Here is a 15,499-nt window from a genome sequence, read left to right as displayed (position 1 = left end):
TGAATCCATTCTCCCCACATTACAGACCTGTCGGCTTCTGAGGCAATAAATTTCCAACGATCGATTTTAAATTATGATCATCCTTGCTCTTTTCCTGACCGTTATCATAACCCGTAATTCGAATCTCCAAGAAATCTCCCGGATTTACCGGTTTAAAAATCAATTTTTCGCGATCTTCCAGTCTCACGTTAAAATTCATGTCCTTAAACATTTCGACTAATTCTGCTTCTCCAGGAGATGCTCCCTTATCCAGAAACAACAGTCCACGCAATTTCTTAGGACCATCATTGTGCACCACTTCAAAATGAACGATACATTCCATGCTTCTCACCTCCCTATGATAATAACTACTGCGCCTGTTCTTCCCCATCATCGCCTTGATCATACATAACATATTTGCTATGAATTTTGCTGTAACGTTCTCCATAACGCTCTACTAATTCTGCGCCCATATCCTGCTCCAGCTCAAACAAGACCATTTCCTGTGTGAAATGATTCAACAGCAGCTCCACTAACACCGGGTGCTCGGTTACCACTGCTTGCGCGGATCCATCATCATAACGCATCCCCAGCATACACCAGCTCCGGTCAATCACAAATGAGAACTTCCGTCCATCCGCCCGCTGCGAATCTTTTCCGAATGACGGCCATACCGGGTAAGAGGCAGCAGCAGCATTTCCACCGTCAAAAGCCCATAAAAGCCTAACGCCACGCAGTTCGGCCTGTTCAAGTTCACTCCGTAGAAGCGAAGCTTCCTCGCGCCACATATCCACTACAATCTCCTGCTCTGCCATGTTAAGCTGGCGAATCAGCGCCCCCATTACATTGCGGTCGCCCTCTACATTATAAAAAGAAGGACTAACAGGCCCCCCGCGAGGCATCTCACTTTCCATATAAGCCAGCGAAGCTTGAACTCTTCCCGAGATCATCGTCGCAAGCTCCTCCGGATTGAGAACACTATACCGCGCAGGCTCTCCTTCACCACATCGTACATATCCCTGCTGTGTTAGGCGCTGAAGCGCCGCATACACATTTGATCTTGAAACTCCGAGCTGTTTGGCAACCTCATAGCCAGAAGCCTGACCTTTAGTCGCAAGCTCGACCATGATTTTGGACTCCATCTCCGTGAAGCCCAGATTGCGCAGATGCAGCAGCAGCTGTTCCATCTTGTTGTCCCCCTAAGCCCTAAGCTGACTGATATCTGTACTATATTTGCTCCGATCCACAACGCGGGCACCATAAGGAGCCCTTTGGCAATTCATTCCGACAGATTTGACACTTAATCATATCACGAACACCACTGTCCTGGGTGACTGCGGACTCCTCCTGATGTTCATTCGCATTCCAATCGCGGATGCGACGATCCAGCTCAAGCTGTCTTTGTCTTTCCCGTTCCAGCTGATCAGCATGTCTGCGATCCCGTTCAATGTCATGTTCGTTCACCGCATACTCCTCTAATGGCAGCTCATCATCCTCAGAAGGCAGGATCTCAGAATACACCACATTTTGCGGATGAAGCTTCATTGCAATCTCCTTCTCTTCATCCGTTAGCTCATCCGCACCATAGTATTGATCCTCATCCTCTTCGTCCTCATCCACAGTTTTGACGAATACCGGCGGTGACGGAATCTTTCTTGAAGTGGTTAGCTCCTCCAGCTTACTTCCACACTTTGGACAAAAGTTTGCATCGAGCGCCACAACATTGCCGCAAGAACATAACCGTTCATTTTTCAGTTCAGCAATTCTTGCGCGTTGGACTTCAATTTTTTCCTGAAGCTTGGAACAGGTCCGTGCCAGTTCTACCATTTTGCCTTCAGCTACAGACATATCCTTAGAGCGATACCCTTCATAAAAAAGCCTGCCCATTTTCGTGAATTCCACTTCCATCTCACGTTCAATATCGGAAATAAGCCCGTTCAGCTTGCCGATCTCAACAGAGCTTTGTGCTTTTTCGGTAACCCGGCTCGCACTATCTTTGATTCGTTTCATAAAACTCATTACAGTTCCTCCCTCTCCAGCGATACGTGTTTCTATCATACCAAATGTATCGAACAGATTCATTAATGTGCTTTAATACGCGATTTAGCGGAGAATGTTCCTATAAATTCTTATTTTCCCTGATTTCAGACGTTATTTTGCGTCAGGGGTTCTACATCGGTTAAAATAGAATTAATCACAAATAACGAAATTGGGAGAGTTTCAGTGGAAGAACATGACAGCACACAGCTTACGCTAAAACAGATGCAGGTACACGTTAAGGATCTGCAACATTGGCAGGATAACGAGGATTTCACAAATCTTATCAATGAGTTCAAGTCTCTGCCAGCACTCTATCGCCATGCACTAAATGATCTTGAGAATAAAATCGATGTGATCAAAACGGAATGGCAGGTCCGTGACGGCTTCAGTCCCATCGAGCATGTTAAATGCCGAATTAAAGAACCCAAGAGCATCCTTCAAAAGATGGAGCGCAAAGGTTTCGAGTTCAACTTGGAAAATATGGAGCAGCACATTCATGATATTGCAGGTATGCGGATTGTATGTGCTTTTGTTAAAGATATTTACCGTCTGGTTGATCACCTCAGCACACGCGAAGACATTCGCGTATTGGAGATCAAAGATTATATAGCCCATCCCAAGCCGAATGGGTATCAAAGCCTGCATCTTATCGTCGCCATTCCGCTCGTCCTGCTGGAAGGAACACGCTGGGTCAAAGCCGAAATACAGCTGCGAACCCTAGCTATGGACTTCTGGGCAAGTATGGAACATATTCTGTATTATAAATTCGATAAACAGCTTCCTTCGCATGTTGCGGAGGAATTGAAGGATGCCGCACGCGCCGCCGATGAACTGGATCAAAAAATGCTGCGCCTGCGCCGCGAGATTCTGGAACTTGCAGAAGGGGAATCCCCTGCCGGCGGGCAGGTTTAAGCTTTCATATTTCTACATTTCTCAAAAATTAAGGGGATGTCTCATAAGCCATGACAATGGCTGCTGGGACACCCCCTTCTTTTTAATCGATTAGGCCGGTTGATCGTTACCCTTCACCGCCGAAGCTAGGTGCTATCGGATCCAGCCGATCTTATTCGCAAAATAATCCTCCATTTTGCATACTATCGGACCCCAAAGTCGCTAACGGCATAAAAAACACCGGATCTGCACCCTACTATATAAAATAGCTGCACTGGAGTCCGAAAACTTGCTGGATAGGCGATAAATGTGTGAATAACGCCTCCTGAGTCCCTAAGCCGCAACCAACGGCTAATCATGACTCCGGCATTCCGCTGTATTCAGCCTCAAGGCTTACTAACCAAAGGCTTCCATGTAACGCCGCCATCTGTAGTGGTCTGTAGAAATCCTGGACCCGCCAGCCAGCCGTTTTTCGGCGTAACAAACTGAATGTTTTCTGCCTTCGCGAATAGCTGTGATGTCGCAATCAACCTCCAGCTTACACCCCCGTTGACAGTCCCCATCAGTTTGCCGCCCTCCTGCAAAGCCCAACCTTCACGAGCGTTCAGCCATGTTGTTCTCGCTGCCTCAGTACCGAGCAATTGAGGGCCAAGCTTCCATGTCCTGCCTCCGTTATCACTTGTGTAAAACACCATACTTCTAATCCCATCGTCAACAATCTCCAGGGGCAGGATGCCTTTCATATTGTCTTTGCCTGAGAATTTAGGCGGATAACTATTACTGTAAGTAAAGGCTGCCAGAGCAGCTGGCTTCTTTAATTGCTCCGGCTTCCAGCTCTTCCCGCCATCCGTAGTTCTGAACGTTAAAATGTATTCTTGCCCATGGTTGCTGGAGGTGATCCAGCCATTCTGGGAATCCTGAAAGGTTATCCCTGTTGGATAGGCTTTAATACTCCCCGTTAGATTTCCGATTCGCTTCCAGCTGTTCCCGCCATCAGCCGTGCGATACAAGGATTTCTCCATCATCCCGAGACCAGGTTCTGAATCCAGCAGCACATACCCGTTATTCACATCGATAAAATGAATAAATCCGCCACTGTATCCTTGCTCCCAATCCTCCGTGACGGGAAGTTTTGTCTCCTTCCAGGTCTGGCCCTGATCAGAGGTATGATAGATCAGGACAGGTTGCCCCATACCATGACTACTTATAATCCAGCCATTTGTGGCATTCAGGAAAAAGCTTGCTGCGGCAAAGATGCCTGTTTCTTGTGGAATAGGAACGATATTGCTGTCCGGATGGTACCAACTACTTCCTCCATCGTTCGTAGTCCATAATCCAGTCTCGTCTATTCCCCACCCATGCCTTATGTCATTCATGCTAAATTTAGCAGGATACCCCTGCAAAGAATTCATATCCGTCTTCAGCTCAGCGGTATTTGTCCCCATACTAGAATCTAAACCAAGATTATCGTTTACCATGTAGGATTGCAGAAATAACCCAGCAATGATTATCGGGGCAAAAACGGCATATAGTCTCAAATGAAATCCTCCTTTTTCCATTTCCTTCTATTCTATAATCATAGACAGAGTTTAATAGTAAAAGGTTACAGAAGCTTTACACAAAGAAGAAGCCGCCTCCTCAGATAGGATGCGGCTTCTCTAAACTCCACTGCTGTTTAATTACGCCTTACTTGCTCGACGGGCAGCAGCTTCTGCTACTCGATTCATAATCAAAGTTAAGCCTTCTAGTGCCTTAGGTGTCTGAGGCAGCAAAGCTCCCCAGTCTTCCGTTACCGCTGCTACTACCGGCGATGAAGGAAATGGCCTAGCCGTAATCTCATGGAACTGCGGTCCCGGCTGGTGAAGCGAACCTTCAGCAGCCGCTTCTGCAAGCCATTCCCCAGAAGAAATTGCGGGGCCCTTGCGCTCTAGCCGTGCTAATTCCGTTGCAAGCTCACTAACTGGGGCTGCCTCTGCCTCAGAATCATCAGCAGCTATATCACTTTCAGCCCAAAGGGCAAATATTCCATCCAGGAGTTCTCCCTTAGTAAATCCTCTCAGAGAAAGCGCCAGCAGCGGCTCTTCAGCAAGTCGTTCTTTTATAAGCTGTAGAGTCTCCGTCTGGTTCTCTAATCCTTCCCCCTCAAAGAGGGCTTGCTCCAGCTCTGTATCTGTAGGCAGAAGCTCCAGTTCCGCCAGCCCACCCGTCAATCTCCCTTGCAGCAAAGCAAATACCTCATCCGGACTTAGCGCCAGACGCCGCAATATTTCTTTTCTACGGGCAGCATGCCAGACTGGAACCTTCAGAGAGAGAGGTTGCTCCGGTCTTTGTCCCTGAGGAACAGCAGAAGTACCGACATTCCATTCACCTTTTGCCCGCGACCCTCCCGTCACTTTCCCGGGCGAAGCCGTCCATGCTGCTTTTACTAATCCAGGCACAACTTCCAGCCGCATCTCTAACAGTTCACTCATTGTTCGATCCCTCCGTATTGCTCATGTCTTTCCTTACATCCAATCCTGATCCTGCAGTTCAATAAGCTCCTTCAGTTCATGATTAGACATCTCGGTCAACCATGTTTCACCAGAACCAACAACCTGCTCTGAAAGGCTTTTCTTCCGCTCAATTAATTCGTCAATACGTTCCTCCAGCGTTCCTTGGCAAATCAGCTTATGAACTTGTACGTTCTTATCCTGCCCAATTCGGAAAGCCCGGTCTGTCGCCTGATTCTCCACTGCCGGATTCCACCAGCGATCGTAATGAATAACATGATTGGCCCGGGTTAGGTTCAATCCTACTCCGCCCGCTTTAAGAGATAACACGAAGAAGGATGGACCCTTGCCCTCCTGAAAATCATGCACCATCTCGTCCCGCTCCCGCTTTGGAATCCCTCCATGAAGGAACAACGGCGATGTACCATAACGTTTAGTAAGCTTGCTCACCAGCAGCTCACCCATCGCTACGTATTGAGTAAAGATCAACGCAGATTCGCCAACTTCAGCAATACTGTCCAGCACCTCGAACATAACCTCCATTTTACCGGAATGTTCATTACGCGGACTCCGACCTTCTTCTTTCCGGAATAGCTGAGGATGATCGCAAATCTGCTTCAGCTTCGTCAGAGAGGATAACACCAGTCCACGGCGGGCCATACCGCTACTCTCCCCGATCACGCCGAGCATTTCATCCACGACACCCTGATACAGGGCAGCTTGGGTCTCGGTCAGTGGACAATAAGACTTCAGCTCCAGCTTCTCCGGTAAATCCTTAGAAATATCCGGATCACTCTTCAGACGCCGCAACAGGAAGGGAGATACCAAGCGATGCAGCTCCCGCAGGCGTTCCCCACCCTCACCAGACACATAACGCTGCCGGAAAGAATGATAGGTTCCTAAATAGCCCGGGTTTAAAAAGTGGAAAATAGACCATAACTCACCAAGTCTGTTCTCTACCGGAGTACCTGTCATAGCTATGCGATGCGGCGCCGATAACTTCATCACACTCTGTGCCTGCTTCGTCCGGTGATTTTTAATATATTGAGCTTCATCCAGCACTACTGTTGACCACTGGACATTGGCTAAATCCTCGCTGTCACGCCCTGCCAAGTGATAGGTCGTCAGTACGATATCATGACTGGTTGCCAGTTCTAAAAAGCTATCTCCCCGAACACGGCGTCCACCATGATGTATGTGTACATTAAGCGAAGGTGCAAAGCGCTGCAGCTCCCGCTGCCAGTTGCCAAGAAGCGATGTTGGGCAGAGAATCAGCACAGGCTCCTGCTTCTCTTCAGGGGGAGCACTTAACGCCCGGTCCAGCAGGCAGGTGATAACCTGCACCGTTTTACCTAGACCCATATCATCGGCGAGACACACCCCAAAACCCAGACCACTGAGCTCGGCCAGCCACTGATAACCCCGCTCCTGATAAGGTCTTAAAGTTCCATGCAGACCCTCAGGTACAGGACGCACCGGAAGATTACGTAATACATCTCCGCGCATAAGCGATGCCAACAGCCCCGATGTCTCCATCCCAGTGACGGACATTCCTTTCCAAAGCCGATCTTCACCATCCTCGGCTTCTAGGCGCATCCAATCCGCGGCAGTCATTTCTCCGTTTTCATGGCGTTTCATATATCTAAGAACCTGGCGGATTTCTTTAGGATCTATCTCAATCCATTCCCCGCGGAAACGTACAAAAGGTACACCAGCTTCTACTAATGCATTTAATTCTTCCTCACTAATCGTACTATCTCCAAGCGAGGCCTCAATACGGAACGAGATCAGTTCTTCCATACCCAGAGCCGCGGGCGCAGGACTATCGCCCCCATTCACGCCCGGCTGCATTTTCATCTTCATGCCAATGCGGCGGCGTCCCTCACGGCTCCAGCGCGAAGGCATCTGCACCGTTATTCCCCGATCGCGCAGCTGCTGCACCGTCTCCTTCAAAAAGAAATAAAGACGCTCCGGTTCCAAATCTGCCCCCGTAGGTGCAGGCTTAGCAAGAGCACGCTGAATATCCGGCGATATCTTCGCAGCCCGGCCCAGCGCTATAAGCAGCTGCTGCTGGATATTCCGATAGCGTTTCCCCCATAACGTAAACTCTCGTTCCTTACTGCTCCAGATCGATTTGGCGGGAAACCAGAATTCCCCTTCTTCCTTGTTCTCCGCCCAGAAGGTTAACCGCCACACTTCATTATTGTCTTCTGGCGGCTCCAGCCGTAACCCAAGACCCAGCTGCCCGCTCCGTGCTTCCTCTGGCTCTGAATGTGGCACATCGCTGCCAGCGGTCTCGTTCACAGTGACTAATAGGTCTGTCACCTCTGCCGGAGTTCCTTGCACGGGTATATCTCGGCTTCCCGTGAGAAGGCTATTCCACCACAGTTCAGTTAAAGGGGAATACCCCCGGCGATAACTCGCTTTATAAGGGGTTAACTCACTTTCAATGCCCGCAATTACTTTTTTTATCTCAGCAGTCATTACAGCCTGCATAAAGGAGTAAAGCACATATGCTCCAGCCTCATCACGAGAGGATAAATCCCCCGCCTCTGCGATATGCGTTCCTAGTGCAAGAACAGGCATGGATGCTGCCAGCTGCAGAAAGATCTCTTTGTCCTCCTGCTTTCGGAAAGCTGGCGACCAGCAGACCGTCGCCGCCTGTTCGCCGCCGCGGCGACGTGAGCCCACAGGGCGTGGTGGCAAAGCTCCCGGGGTAATTCCGCCTGTACCCATCAGCTCCAGCGCAAAACGTGCCGCTGCTGCCCAGTAACGCAGTTCGCCACCTGGCTCCACTCCCTGATCTCGGCATAACGTCTCATCCCATGCCAGAAGCAGTTGAAATGCATCGCTAGGAACCAAGGCGAGCCCTTCGAACGTTCGTCCGGGCAATCCGCGCCGGGCAGGCTTCCCCTCTACAGGGGGAGCCGGATATTTCACTTCTGCCAGACGCAGAGCAGCAGTTGCAAAAGGACGCACTCCTCCCTGTAGCTCCATCCGCTTCACTACGCGAGTCCAAGCGTCAACCTTCGGCTCCGAAGTTTCGCCAGAGAAGCAAAATAAAACGTCCCCTAACCATATTGCATACAGATGCTTAGTCATCGGTGATCTCCTGTCTTTTAAGCAAGCAAAAAAAGAACCAGCCCCCCACCATCAGGAAGGGTAACTGCAACCTTTTCCGCGAGAAATAAATTTTGAAGCTATACAAGTAGAAACCGCTTCTTCCTCTTTTAGAGAGGGAATGCGCTCCTGCGGTAAATATAAGGATAAAGAACTAGGACAAAACTTATATTTTCTTGAATCTTCATCTCTTCATCTTATACGAAAAAGCGCTGATTTAAAAACATTTCTGCATATTTTCTGTAGATTTTTATGAAATAAAGTTGAAGGATATAGAAACACCCAGTAATTTGATTCATTTAAAATACCCCGCACTACTGCCCTGCTATCCAAGAATGTTATGACTCACTAGTCACTTTTTTTCTTTTTATAGTCTTAATTAGGCCAAAAAGGGGTATATTCTAAATAAGCAACACCCTATTAAAAAGCTAGGGAGTGAATTATTTGAGACGTTATAATCCTTATAAATGGTGGAACCTCGTATTCTTTGTGGGTGTAATTATCGTAAATGTGCTGGCGGTAACTTTGCCTTTGGGCGGAAACAGTACAGGAGAAATCTCTGACAAATACAAGACTTACATGACTCCTGCTGGCTACGCCTTCTCCATTTGGTCACTGATTTATCTCTTGTTAGCCGGTTTCGTTATTTATCAATTCCGCTCCTATACAAGCTCTAGGGATTCTGTACGAGCTATTTCGTTCTGGTTTATCCTGAGCTGTGTTTTTAATATGAGCTGGCTTTTCCTCTGGCAGTATCTATACATCGAGCTTTCTTTGATTGCCATGGTGTTAATGTTAATTTCCATCATTGTTATCTATCAACGAACGCGCCAGATCGCAAATCCTACTTCAGGCGAGAAATGGCTGATCAAGCTACCCTTTAGTATATACCTTGGCTGGATCTCTGTGGCGACTATCGTGAATGTTAGCGTTGTTCTGGAGAAAAATCATTGGGATGGGTTTGGACTTAGCGGGATAACCTGGGCTGTGATCATGCTCTGCGTGGGGACACTGCTTGCGGTGTTAGTCAGCTATCCTAACCGAGACAGCATCTATCCTCTGGTCTTCGTATGGGCTTTCATCGCGATCGCCCTGGAACATAGAGAGGCTAATGCAGTCTTTGTAACTGGCACAATAACGGCAGGTCTTCTGCTGCTCTACAGCATTTGGCTATTGCTCACACCACGCCGCAGAAGATACAGCAGATACTGATCCGTCCGCTCGATAATATAAAAAGGCAGGCTAAGAAGGTGATCCTCCTTAACCTGCCTTTTTTGTAGAATAATCTAGAAGTGCGAAATCATATTTATTTCTTACGGGCTACCGCTTCGATCTCAACCAGTCCGTCTTTGGGCAGACGAGCAACCTCAATGGCACTGCGGGCAGGATAAGGTTCTTTAAAGAAAGTGCTGTAAACCTCGTTAACTGCTGCAAAATCATTCATATCTTTTAGGAATACGGTGGTCTTCACTACATGATCCAGTGATGCACCAGCTTCCTCAAGAATAGCTTGTACATTGCTAAGTGCTTGACGAGCTTGTTCCTGAACGCCTTCAGCCAAATTCCCTGTCTCTGGATTAAGGCCCAGTTGTCCTGAAGTGTATACCCAACTACCGGTAGTAATGGCTTGACTATAAGGACCAATGGCTCCTGGTGCTTTTGTAGTAGCTACTTGTTTTTTACTCATCTTGTTACCCCTCTCCATTAAACGCTGATCATTTATTGTCCATTGTAAGTCCTGTTCTCACCGTAATGCAAATTTATTAGCAGCCCGAAAAACTTAACGTTTTCCAATCACATGTATTACTTCATTCGTGTAGATATGCAAACCATGCGTGTCAGCAGAGGCAATGTTAACCATAGCTCTCGCCACAGTTACACCAGGAATGGCACGATATTTAGCTGCTTTGCCAACCATTACAAACTCCAGCGCTTTCATCAATCTAGCCGCGAAGCGTTCTCCCAGTCTGAATTCCTCACGATGACCCAGCAGCAAGGATGGCCGAAACAAATGCAGCCCTTGAAAACCGATTTTGCTTAACGCTTCCTCTGCTCTACCCTTAGTCCGACTGTAGAAATTGCGCGATTTGGCATCTGCCCCCATGGATGAAACAACCAAAAACTGTTTAACACCGTGATCTCTCGCAATAGCAGCAGCTGCAAGCGGATAATCCAGATCGACACGTTCGAACTTTTCTTGTGAACCTGCCTTCTTGATCGTAGTCCCGAGGCAACAGAAGATGGAATGAACGCCTTCGAACGAATCGCTATACTCCGCCAGGTTCTCCCAATCCACAACGATTTGCTTAAGCTTAGGATGTTCTAAAGCTAATGGAGTCCGTACAAGCACTCTCACCTCACCCCATCCTTCACGATTCAGCAATTCCTCCGTAACCGCTTTCCCTACTAACCCAGTAGCTCCTAATACCAACGCAATCCTTAACATGGAATAGTCCCCTTTACTTCTATTCGTCCTTTAGAATACGACGGCCCAGCAGGAAGGCAAGAGCGATCATAAGCGTTCCCACTACCAACTGCATACCGTAGACTTGGGTCCATTGCGGCCAATGGGCAATTTTTTCATACAACTGTCCCCCAATAAGCGGGCCAAAAAAGGATGATAAACCCGTAAGCGCCGCATAGGTCGCCATATACATAGGCCGTTCTTTTTTCGGCGTGTCCCCAATAATAAAATTAAAGGCCAGCTGGTTGAAACCGCCTACACCTACACCAAAAACAATATGAGCGGCAAACAACACCAACAGCATCGGCAACACAGATAAGAGCCCCCACATCAACGAGGATAAGGCAATAATCGGCAACGTAAAGAACAAAAGACGTTTATTGCTATATTTTGCATTTAGATTGCCCCAAACGTAGAAACTAGCCATCATAAAAAGAGTCTGGGACACATTAAGCAGCGATAACGTTTCATAATTTATATGAAGTAACTGCAACATGACATACGAGTATAGCGGAACAGTTAAATTCTGCAGCAGCAACCAGGCGGCCAGAAACAAAGTAGACTTCATAAATAAAGTATCTTTAAGCGGTTTCTTAAACATCGGCAAAAATTTATGTTCTTCCGATTTCTCGAAAGGCACGTCGGGATAAAAAAAGAATACAACGACGTTAGAGATCGCGAAGATCCACACAACAATATAAAGAATCAGAAAGCCATGGCTCCCGGGATAACGATCCAATACGATACCCCCACCATACATCACCAGACTACCAAGTGCATTCAGGAACGTATTACGAATCCCAAAATAACGTCCACGCACACGTGCTGGAACAAGATCGCTGATCACAGAGCTCCACAGCACACCACCCGCCGTATTGGCAATAAAAGCAGTAGTATATAAGGCTATAAAAGCCATGACCCAATACTCTTTAGGAAAAATAAACGGAATTAGCCCCGTAGAACTCCAAAGTATCCTATGCAGGCCGATAAAAGTAACCATAGCCCATTTGCGGCTTGGCAGCTTCTGGATCAAAAAAGCTACCCCGATCTGCATCACGTTAACCAAAGTGGTAAGCGCTAGCACAAATCCAATTTGACTTGAAGTGGCTCCTAAATATAGTAAGAATCCTGTTAGAAACTGCCCTTGTAGCAGGACCTGGAAAATGGTCGATGGCACACCTTCCCAGGTAGCAATGTGCAAATTTCTGCGATGTACTGAGGTTTTACGGACACGCTTTGAACTAGTAACTGTGTGCTTAGTTTCCATGTTGTTCATAGAGAGGGGTAACACTCCTTTGATGCGGCATTTGCTTCATTCTACTCCGCATCAATCTACTGTCAATACGCCAAATTAACAAATAATATTGGAGCTTACTCTTCTATGAATTCGAGGGGTAAATAAAGTGAAAAACGACTCCCTTTCCCCTCCTTACTTTCTAAAGTAATGAACCCTCCGAGCAGTCTGGCCAAATCATTACTAATTGAAAGTCCTAATCCGGTTCCGCCATATTTTCGACTAATTGTTCTATCCGCCTGTTGGAAGGCTTCAAAGATCATCGCATGCTTCTCTGGTGCAATACCTATCCCACTATCTTCTACATCAAATACAATCCAATGCTTCACAATAGCTCTTTCCCCACGTTCCTCTTGACGAATACGGAGTGCGACATGGCCAGACTTTGTAAATTTAAAAGCATTAGAGAGCAAATTACGCAGGATCTGCTGAATCCGCTGTGGATCGGAATGAATCATTTGCGGGATATTTTCTTCCATAGCAATAGTAAATTCCAGTTCCTTTTGTTTAGCCGTGACAGCGAATTGCATAGCCAGGATCTCTGGGATCTCAATAACACTTAAATCTTCATTTATGATATCCAATCGACCTGCTTCCACTTTGGAAAGATCTAATATATCGCCAATTATCATCAATAATTCTTCACCGGAACGGCGGATAATGGCCGCATACTCACTCATTTCTGCTTCCGTAAGAGAATTATCATTGTCTTCAATGAATTGCGATAAATTAATGATGCTATTCAGTGGTGTTCGAAGCTCATGAGACATATTGGCCAGAAATTCGGATTTAAATTGCGAAGCCATCATTAACTGATCGGCACGTTCTTCAAGCGCGATCTTATTCTTATGCAGCTCCTCCGTCTGGGCGGACAGTTGTTCATTAGCACGCTGAATCTGCACATTCCGTAAGAGTCCTAATTGAAAGTCACGAATAATTAAGGAGAATAGAACACTTAGAATCAACCCCGCAGGGAAAGTAATCGGCATAATCTCTCTTATGTACTCTGGGGCGGGAATCACACCAAACACCATAATGTTGATTGCATTCATTACATTTACGACTAGAATCACGATCAAACCTTTGTTCACTATACATAAGCTAGATCGTCTGACCCAGTAGCTAAGCGCAGCACAAACAAATCCTAGAATGGACAAATTAATTGTACCGGCCATTGCTGCCTCATTTACTCCAAAAGTTAACCGTGTAAGGCCTGTTCCTATACCAATCAAAACAAGAATAAAAGGATGCGGATAAGCCAGCGTTGAAATAATAAGTGGCACAAAACGTAAATCAAAAATCACATGCTCATCCAGCCTATACCCAAAAAGAGTACTAATCCACCCGGCAAAGATGGCCAGTAATACCCAGCTTACTTTCTTTATTCTTACACTTGCATTTGAAATGGTGCTTTTATATATAAGATTAGCCAAATAGGCTACAGCTATTAGCATCGCGGTGTTTCCAAAAAATATTTTAAGATAACCCATAGATTCACTCCCACCTTGGCAAAATAAATTACAACTTTCATCTCATAATACTACCATACTAAAGCCCTATTCGATAACTAACCGTCCACAGACGCAGAAGAAGAGCGCAAATCAGATGCGATTTGCGCTCTTCTTCTGGAATATTATTATAAACGTCTTTAGTAACGAATTAATCGCGGTAGGAACGTCCCCAGGTTTGGTACTCTTTCTCCGCGTCTTCTTTCGTGTGTCCATAACGTTCTTGTAGTTTACCTACTAATTTATCCTTTTCACCATCAATTACGTCAAGATCATCATCTGTAAGCTTGCCCCATTGCTTCTTGGCCTCGCCTTTGAGCTGTTTCCATTTTCCTTTAAATACATTGTTGTCCATTATAAGCTCATCTCCTTAGCTGAATTAATTAGGGTAGGATCGTTATCCCGTGTTACCTTTACTTACCCTTCCCCATTCGCTATGAATCTTTCCACCATTCATGGCATTAGCAAATTAAGTCATATTCTGTCACATATATTTTTTAATTTATGTATTCAAATCTTTTAAAATTTGATATAATCCAGATATAAATTAAATATTTAATTTTTTAAGTGATTTATTTCACAATTGTTTTCCTAGTCCATGTGCTAGAATGCCATCGGAGATAAAACAACATCATTAAATTTTTTCCTAATGTATGCCGATATAAGTCATGATACTGTTACAAACGGGTAATAAGGTATGAGATTAAAGTGACAAATATCATTTATAAAGTGATTTTTATCACTTCGCTCGACTATTAAAATGTTTTACATTTTAATATATATATTTTAAACTATATTTTTGGAGGTCATTTGAAATGAAAAAAGCTTCTGTTATCTTGTCGAGCGCACTTATCCTTGGATTGCTCGCAGGTTGTGGTAACAACACAGACAACGCCGCAGCCCCTACTAACGCACCAGCTGAAACAACTGCTCCTGCAACAAATTCCGGTAACGCTGGAACTGAAGCTGGACAGTACAAAGACGGAGTTTACTACGGTACTGCTGACGTTGATGCTAAAACTGGCTGGCAATATTTCGCACTCTTAACTGTAGAAGGTGGAAAGATCACTAAAGCTGACTGGGATGCCTTTAACGTTAACACTGCAGGCGACCTGAAGAAAAAAGTTTCTGAAGATGGTAAATATGGTATGAAAGCTGGCGGTGCTTCTTCTGAATGGCACGAGCAAGCAGCTAAAGCTGAAGAATTCCTGATCGAAAAACAAGATCCAGCAGCTATAACTTTTGATGCTGAGGGGAAAACTGATGCCATCTCTGGTGTGTCCGTACACGTATCTGACTTTGTAAAAGCTGCTCAAGCTGCTCTTGCTGCTGGTCCAGTAGAAGCTGGTCAATATAAAGACGGAGGCTACCATGCTGAAGGCGAAATGGACGCTGAATCCGGTTGGAAATCCACTGTTGACCTGACTGTTGCTAACGGTAATGTTGTAGCTGTTAAGTTCAGTGGTTTGAATGCTGCTGGCGATGACAAGAAGCAATTCTCCGTTGATGGTAAATATGGTATGAAAGCTGGCGGCGCTTCTGCTGAATGGCATGAAGAAATCGCTTTGGCTGAAAAATACTTCCTTGAAAACAAAGGTACTGCTCCAACGCTTGATGCTGAAGGCAAAACTGATGCAATTTCCGGCGTGAGTATTCATGTTGGTGAATATTTTACACTTGCAGAAAAAGCACTCGAAGGCGCGAAATAATTTCG

General features: G+C 46.0%; 14 protein-coding genes. 3 read left to right on the top strand and 11 right to left on the bottom strand.

The window, feature by feature from the left end; all coding sequences use genetic code 11:
• Positions 1 to 19: 19 nt before the first annotated feature.
• The 3 genes from MKZ09_RS03155 to MKZ09_RS03145 are packed head-to-tail and all read right to left on the bottom strand — an operon-like array spanning position 20 to position 1,998.
• On the bottom strand, positions 20 to 322 hold the full coding sequence (locus MKZ09_RS03155) for a hypothetical protein (RefSeq protein WP_038568522.1): 303 nt from the start codon (positions 320 to 322) through the stop codon (positions 20 to 22).
• Positions 323 to 347: 25 nt separating this feature from the next.
• Entirely contained in the window at positions 348 to 1,166 is an 819-nt protein-coding gene (locus MKZ09_RS03150) for a TrmB family transcriptional regulator (protein ID WP_036682516.1), read from the bottom strand.
• Positions 1,167 to 1,206: 40 nt separating this feature from the next.
• Positions 1,207 to 1,998 carry a zinc ribbon domain-containing protein gene (locus tag MKZ09_RS03145; RefSeq protein WP_076207439.1) on the bottom strand — a complete coding sequence of 264 codons (792 nt, stop codon included), beginning with the start codon at positions 1,996 to 1,998 and terminating at the stop codon, positions 1,207 to 1,209.
• A 243-nt stretch (positions 1,999 to 2,241) separates the two neighbouring features.
• Between MKZ09_RS03145 and MKZ09_RS03140 the strand changes: the two genes are divergently transcribed.
• On the top strand, positions 2,242 to 2,931 hold the full coding sequence (locus MKZ09_RS03140) for a GTP pyrophosphokinase (protein WP_051491247.1): 690 nt from the start codon (positions 2,242 to 2,244) through the stop codon (positions 2,929 to 2,931).
• 365 nt (positions 2,932 to 3,296) lie between these two features.
• Here the strand turns inward: MKZ09_RS03140 and MKZ09_RS03135 are convergent, their stop codons facing one another.
• From MKZ09_RS03135 to MKZ09_RS03125, 3 genes are all read right to left on the bottom strand, one after another.
• Positions 3,297 to 4,448, bottom strand: coding sequence for a WD40/YVTN/BNR-like repeat-containing protein (locus MKZ09_RS03135; protein ID WP_076207441.1), 1,152 nt, complete (start codon positions 4,446 to 4,448; stop codon positions 3,297 to 3,299).
• Positions 4,449 to 4,589: 141 nt separating this feature from the next.
• The gene (locus tag MKZ09_RS03130; RefSeq protein WP_076207443.1) at positions 4,590 to 5,381 is read right to left on the bottom strand and encodes a hypothetical protein; all 792 of its coding nucleotides are present in this window, start codon (positions 5,379 to 5,381) and stop codon (positions 4,590 to 4,592) included.
• 33 nt (positions 5,382 to 5,414) lie between these two features.
• Positions 5,415 to 8,501, bottom strand: coding sequence for a DEAD/DEAH box helicase (locus MKZ09_RS03125; protein ID WP_076207445.1), 3,087 nt, complete (start codon positions 8,499 to 8,501; stop codon positions 5,415 to 5,417).
• A gap of 462 nt (positions 8,502 to 8,963) precedes the next feature.
• Here MKZ09_RS03125 and MKZ09_RS03120 point away from each other — a divergent pair, with 462 nt between their 5' ends.
• On the top strand, positions 8,964 to 9,731 hold the full coding sequence (locus MKZ09_RS03120; RefSeq protein WP_076138216.1) for a TspO/MBR family protein: 768 nt from the start codon (positions 8,964 to 8,966) through the stop codon (positions 9,729 to 9,731).
• Between the two features lie 94 nt (positions 9,732 to 9,825).
• Here MKZ09_RS03120 and MKZ09_RS03115 read toward each other — a convergent pair whose 3' ends face one another.
• From MKZ09_RS03115 to MKZ09_RS03095, 5 genes are all read right to left on the bottom strand, one after another.
• Complete coding sequence (locus MKZ09_RS03115) at positions 9,826 to 10,206, bottom strand: RidA family protein (protein WP_036682524.1); 381 nt, start codon at positions 10,204 to 10,206, stop codon at positions 9,826 to 9,828.
• Positions 10,207 to 10,299: 93 nt separating this feature from the next.
• Positions 10,300 to 10,965, bottom strand: a complete 666-nt coding sequence (locus MKZ09_RS03110) for an oxidoreductase (protein WP_076138212.1) — start codon at positions 10,963 to 10,965, stop codon at positions 10,300 to 10,302.
• Positions 10,966 to 10,984: 19 nt separating this feature from the next.
• Positions 10,985 to 12,259, bottom strand: a complete 1,275-nt coding sequence (locus tag MKZ09_RS03105; RefSeq protein WP_076207448.1) for an MFS transporter — start codon at positions 12,257 to 12,259, stop codon at positions 10,985 to 10,987.
• Between the two features lie 95 nt (positions 12,260 to 12,354).
• Positions 12,355 to 13,767 carry an ATP-binding protein gene (locus MKZ09_RS03100; protein ID WP_076207450.1) on the bottom strand — a complete coding sequence of 471 codons (1,413 nt, stop codon included), beginning with the start codon at positions 13,765 to 13,767 and terminating at the stop codon, positions 12,355 to 12,357.
• 169 nt (positions 13,768 to 13,936) lie between these two features.
• The gene (locus tag MKZ09_RS03095) at positions 13,937 to 14,140 is read right to left on the bottom strand and encodes a CsbD family protein (RefSeq protein ID WP_036682530.1); all 204 of its coding nucleotides are present in this window, start codon (positions 14,138 to 14,140) and stop codon (positions 13,937 to 13,939) included.
• 460 nt (positions 14,141 to 14,600) lie between these two features.
• Here MKZ09_RS03095 and MKZ09_RS03090 point away from each other — a divergent pair, with 460 nt between their 5' ends.
• Entirely contained in the window at positions 14,601 to 15,494 is an 894-nt protein-coding gene (locus MKZ09_RS03090; protein WP_076124505.1) for an FMN-binding protein, read from the top strand.
• Positions 15,495 to 15,499 lie beyond the last annotated feature (5 nt).

The organism is Paenibacillus sp. FSL R5-0908, assembly GCF_038006245.1.
Classification (GTDB): domain Bacteria; phylum Bacillota; class Bacilli; order Paenibacillales; family Paenibacillaceae; genus Paenibacillus_AQ; species Paenibacillus_AQ odorifer.
This window is presented reverse-complemented; position numbering and strand designations above follow the sequence as displayed.

Bases quoted from the DNA above. Each gene is read 5' to 3' on its own strand.
- MKZ09_RS03155 (WP_038568522.1), bottom strand. From the start codon at position 322: ATGGAATGTATCGTTCATTTTGAAGTGGTGCACAATGATGGTCCTAAG.
- MKZ09_RS03150 (WP_036682516.1), bottom strand. From the start codon at position 1,166: ATGGAACAGCTGCTGCTGCATCTGCGCAATCTGGGCTTCACGGAGATG.
- MKZ09_RS03140 (WP_051491247.1), top strand. From the start codon at position 2,242: ATGCAGGTACACGTTAAGGATCTGCAACATTGGCAGGATAACGAGGAT.
- MKZ09_RS03090 (WP_076124505.1), top strand. From the start codon at position 14,601: ATGAAAAAAGCTTCTGTTATCTTGTCGAGCGCACTTATCCTTGGATTG.
- MKZ09_RS03115 (WP_036682524.1), bottom strand. From the start codon at position 10,206: ATGAGTAAAAAACAAGTAGCTACTACAAAAGCACCAGGAGCCATTGGT.
- MKZ09_RS03105 (WP_076207448.1), bottom strand. From the start codon at position 12,259: ATGAACAACATGGAAACTAAGCACACAGTTACTAGTTCAAAGCGTGTC.
- MKZ09_RS03110 (WP_076138212.1), bottom strand. From the start codon at position 10,965: ATGTTAAGGATTGCGTTGGTATTAGGAGCTACTGGGTTAGTAGGGAAA.
- MKZ09_RS03100 (WP_076207450.1), bottom strand. From the start codon at position 13,767: ATGGGTTATCTTAAAATATTTTTTGGAAACACCGCGATGCTAATAGCT.
- MKZ09_RS03145 (WP_076207439.1), bottom strand. From the start codon at position 1,998: ATGAGTTTTATGAAACGAATCAAAGATAGTGCGAGCCGGGTTACCGAA.
- MKZ09_RS03130 (WP_076207443.1), bottom strand. From the start codon at position 5,381: ATGAGTGAACTGTTAGAGATGCGGCTGGAAGTTGTGCCTGGATTAGTA.
- MKZ09_RS03125 (WP_076207445.1), bottom strand. From the start codon at position 8,501: ATGACTAAGCATCTGTATGCAATATGGTTAGGGGACGTTTTATTTTGC.
- MKZ09_RS03095 (WP_036682530.1), bottom strand. From the start codon at position 14,140: ATGGACAACAATGTATTTAAAGGAAAATGGAAACAGCTCAAAGGCGAG.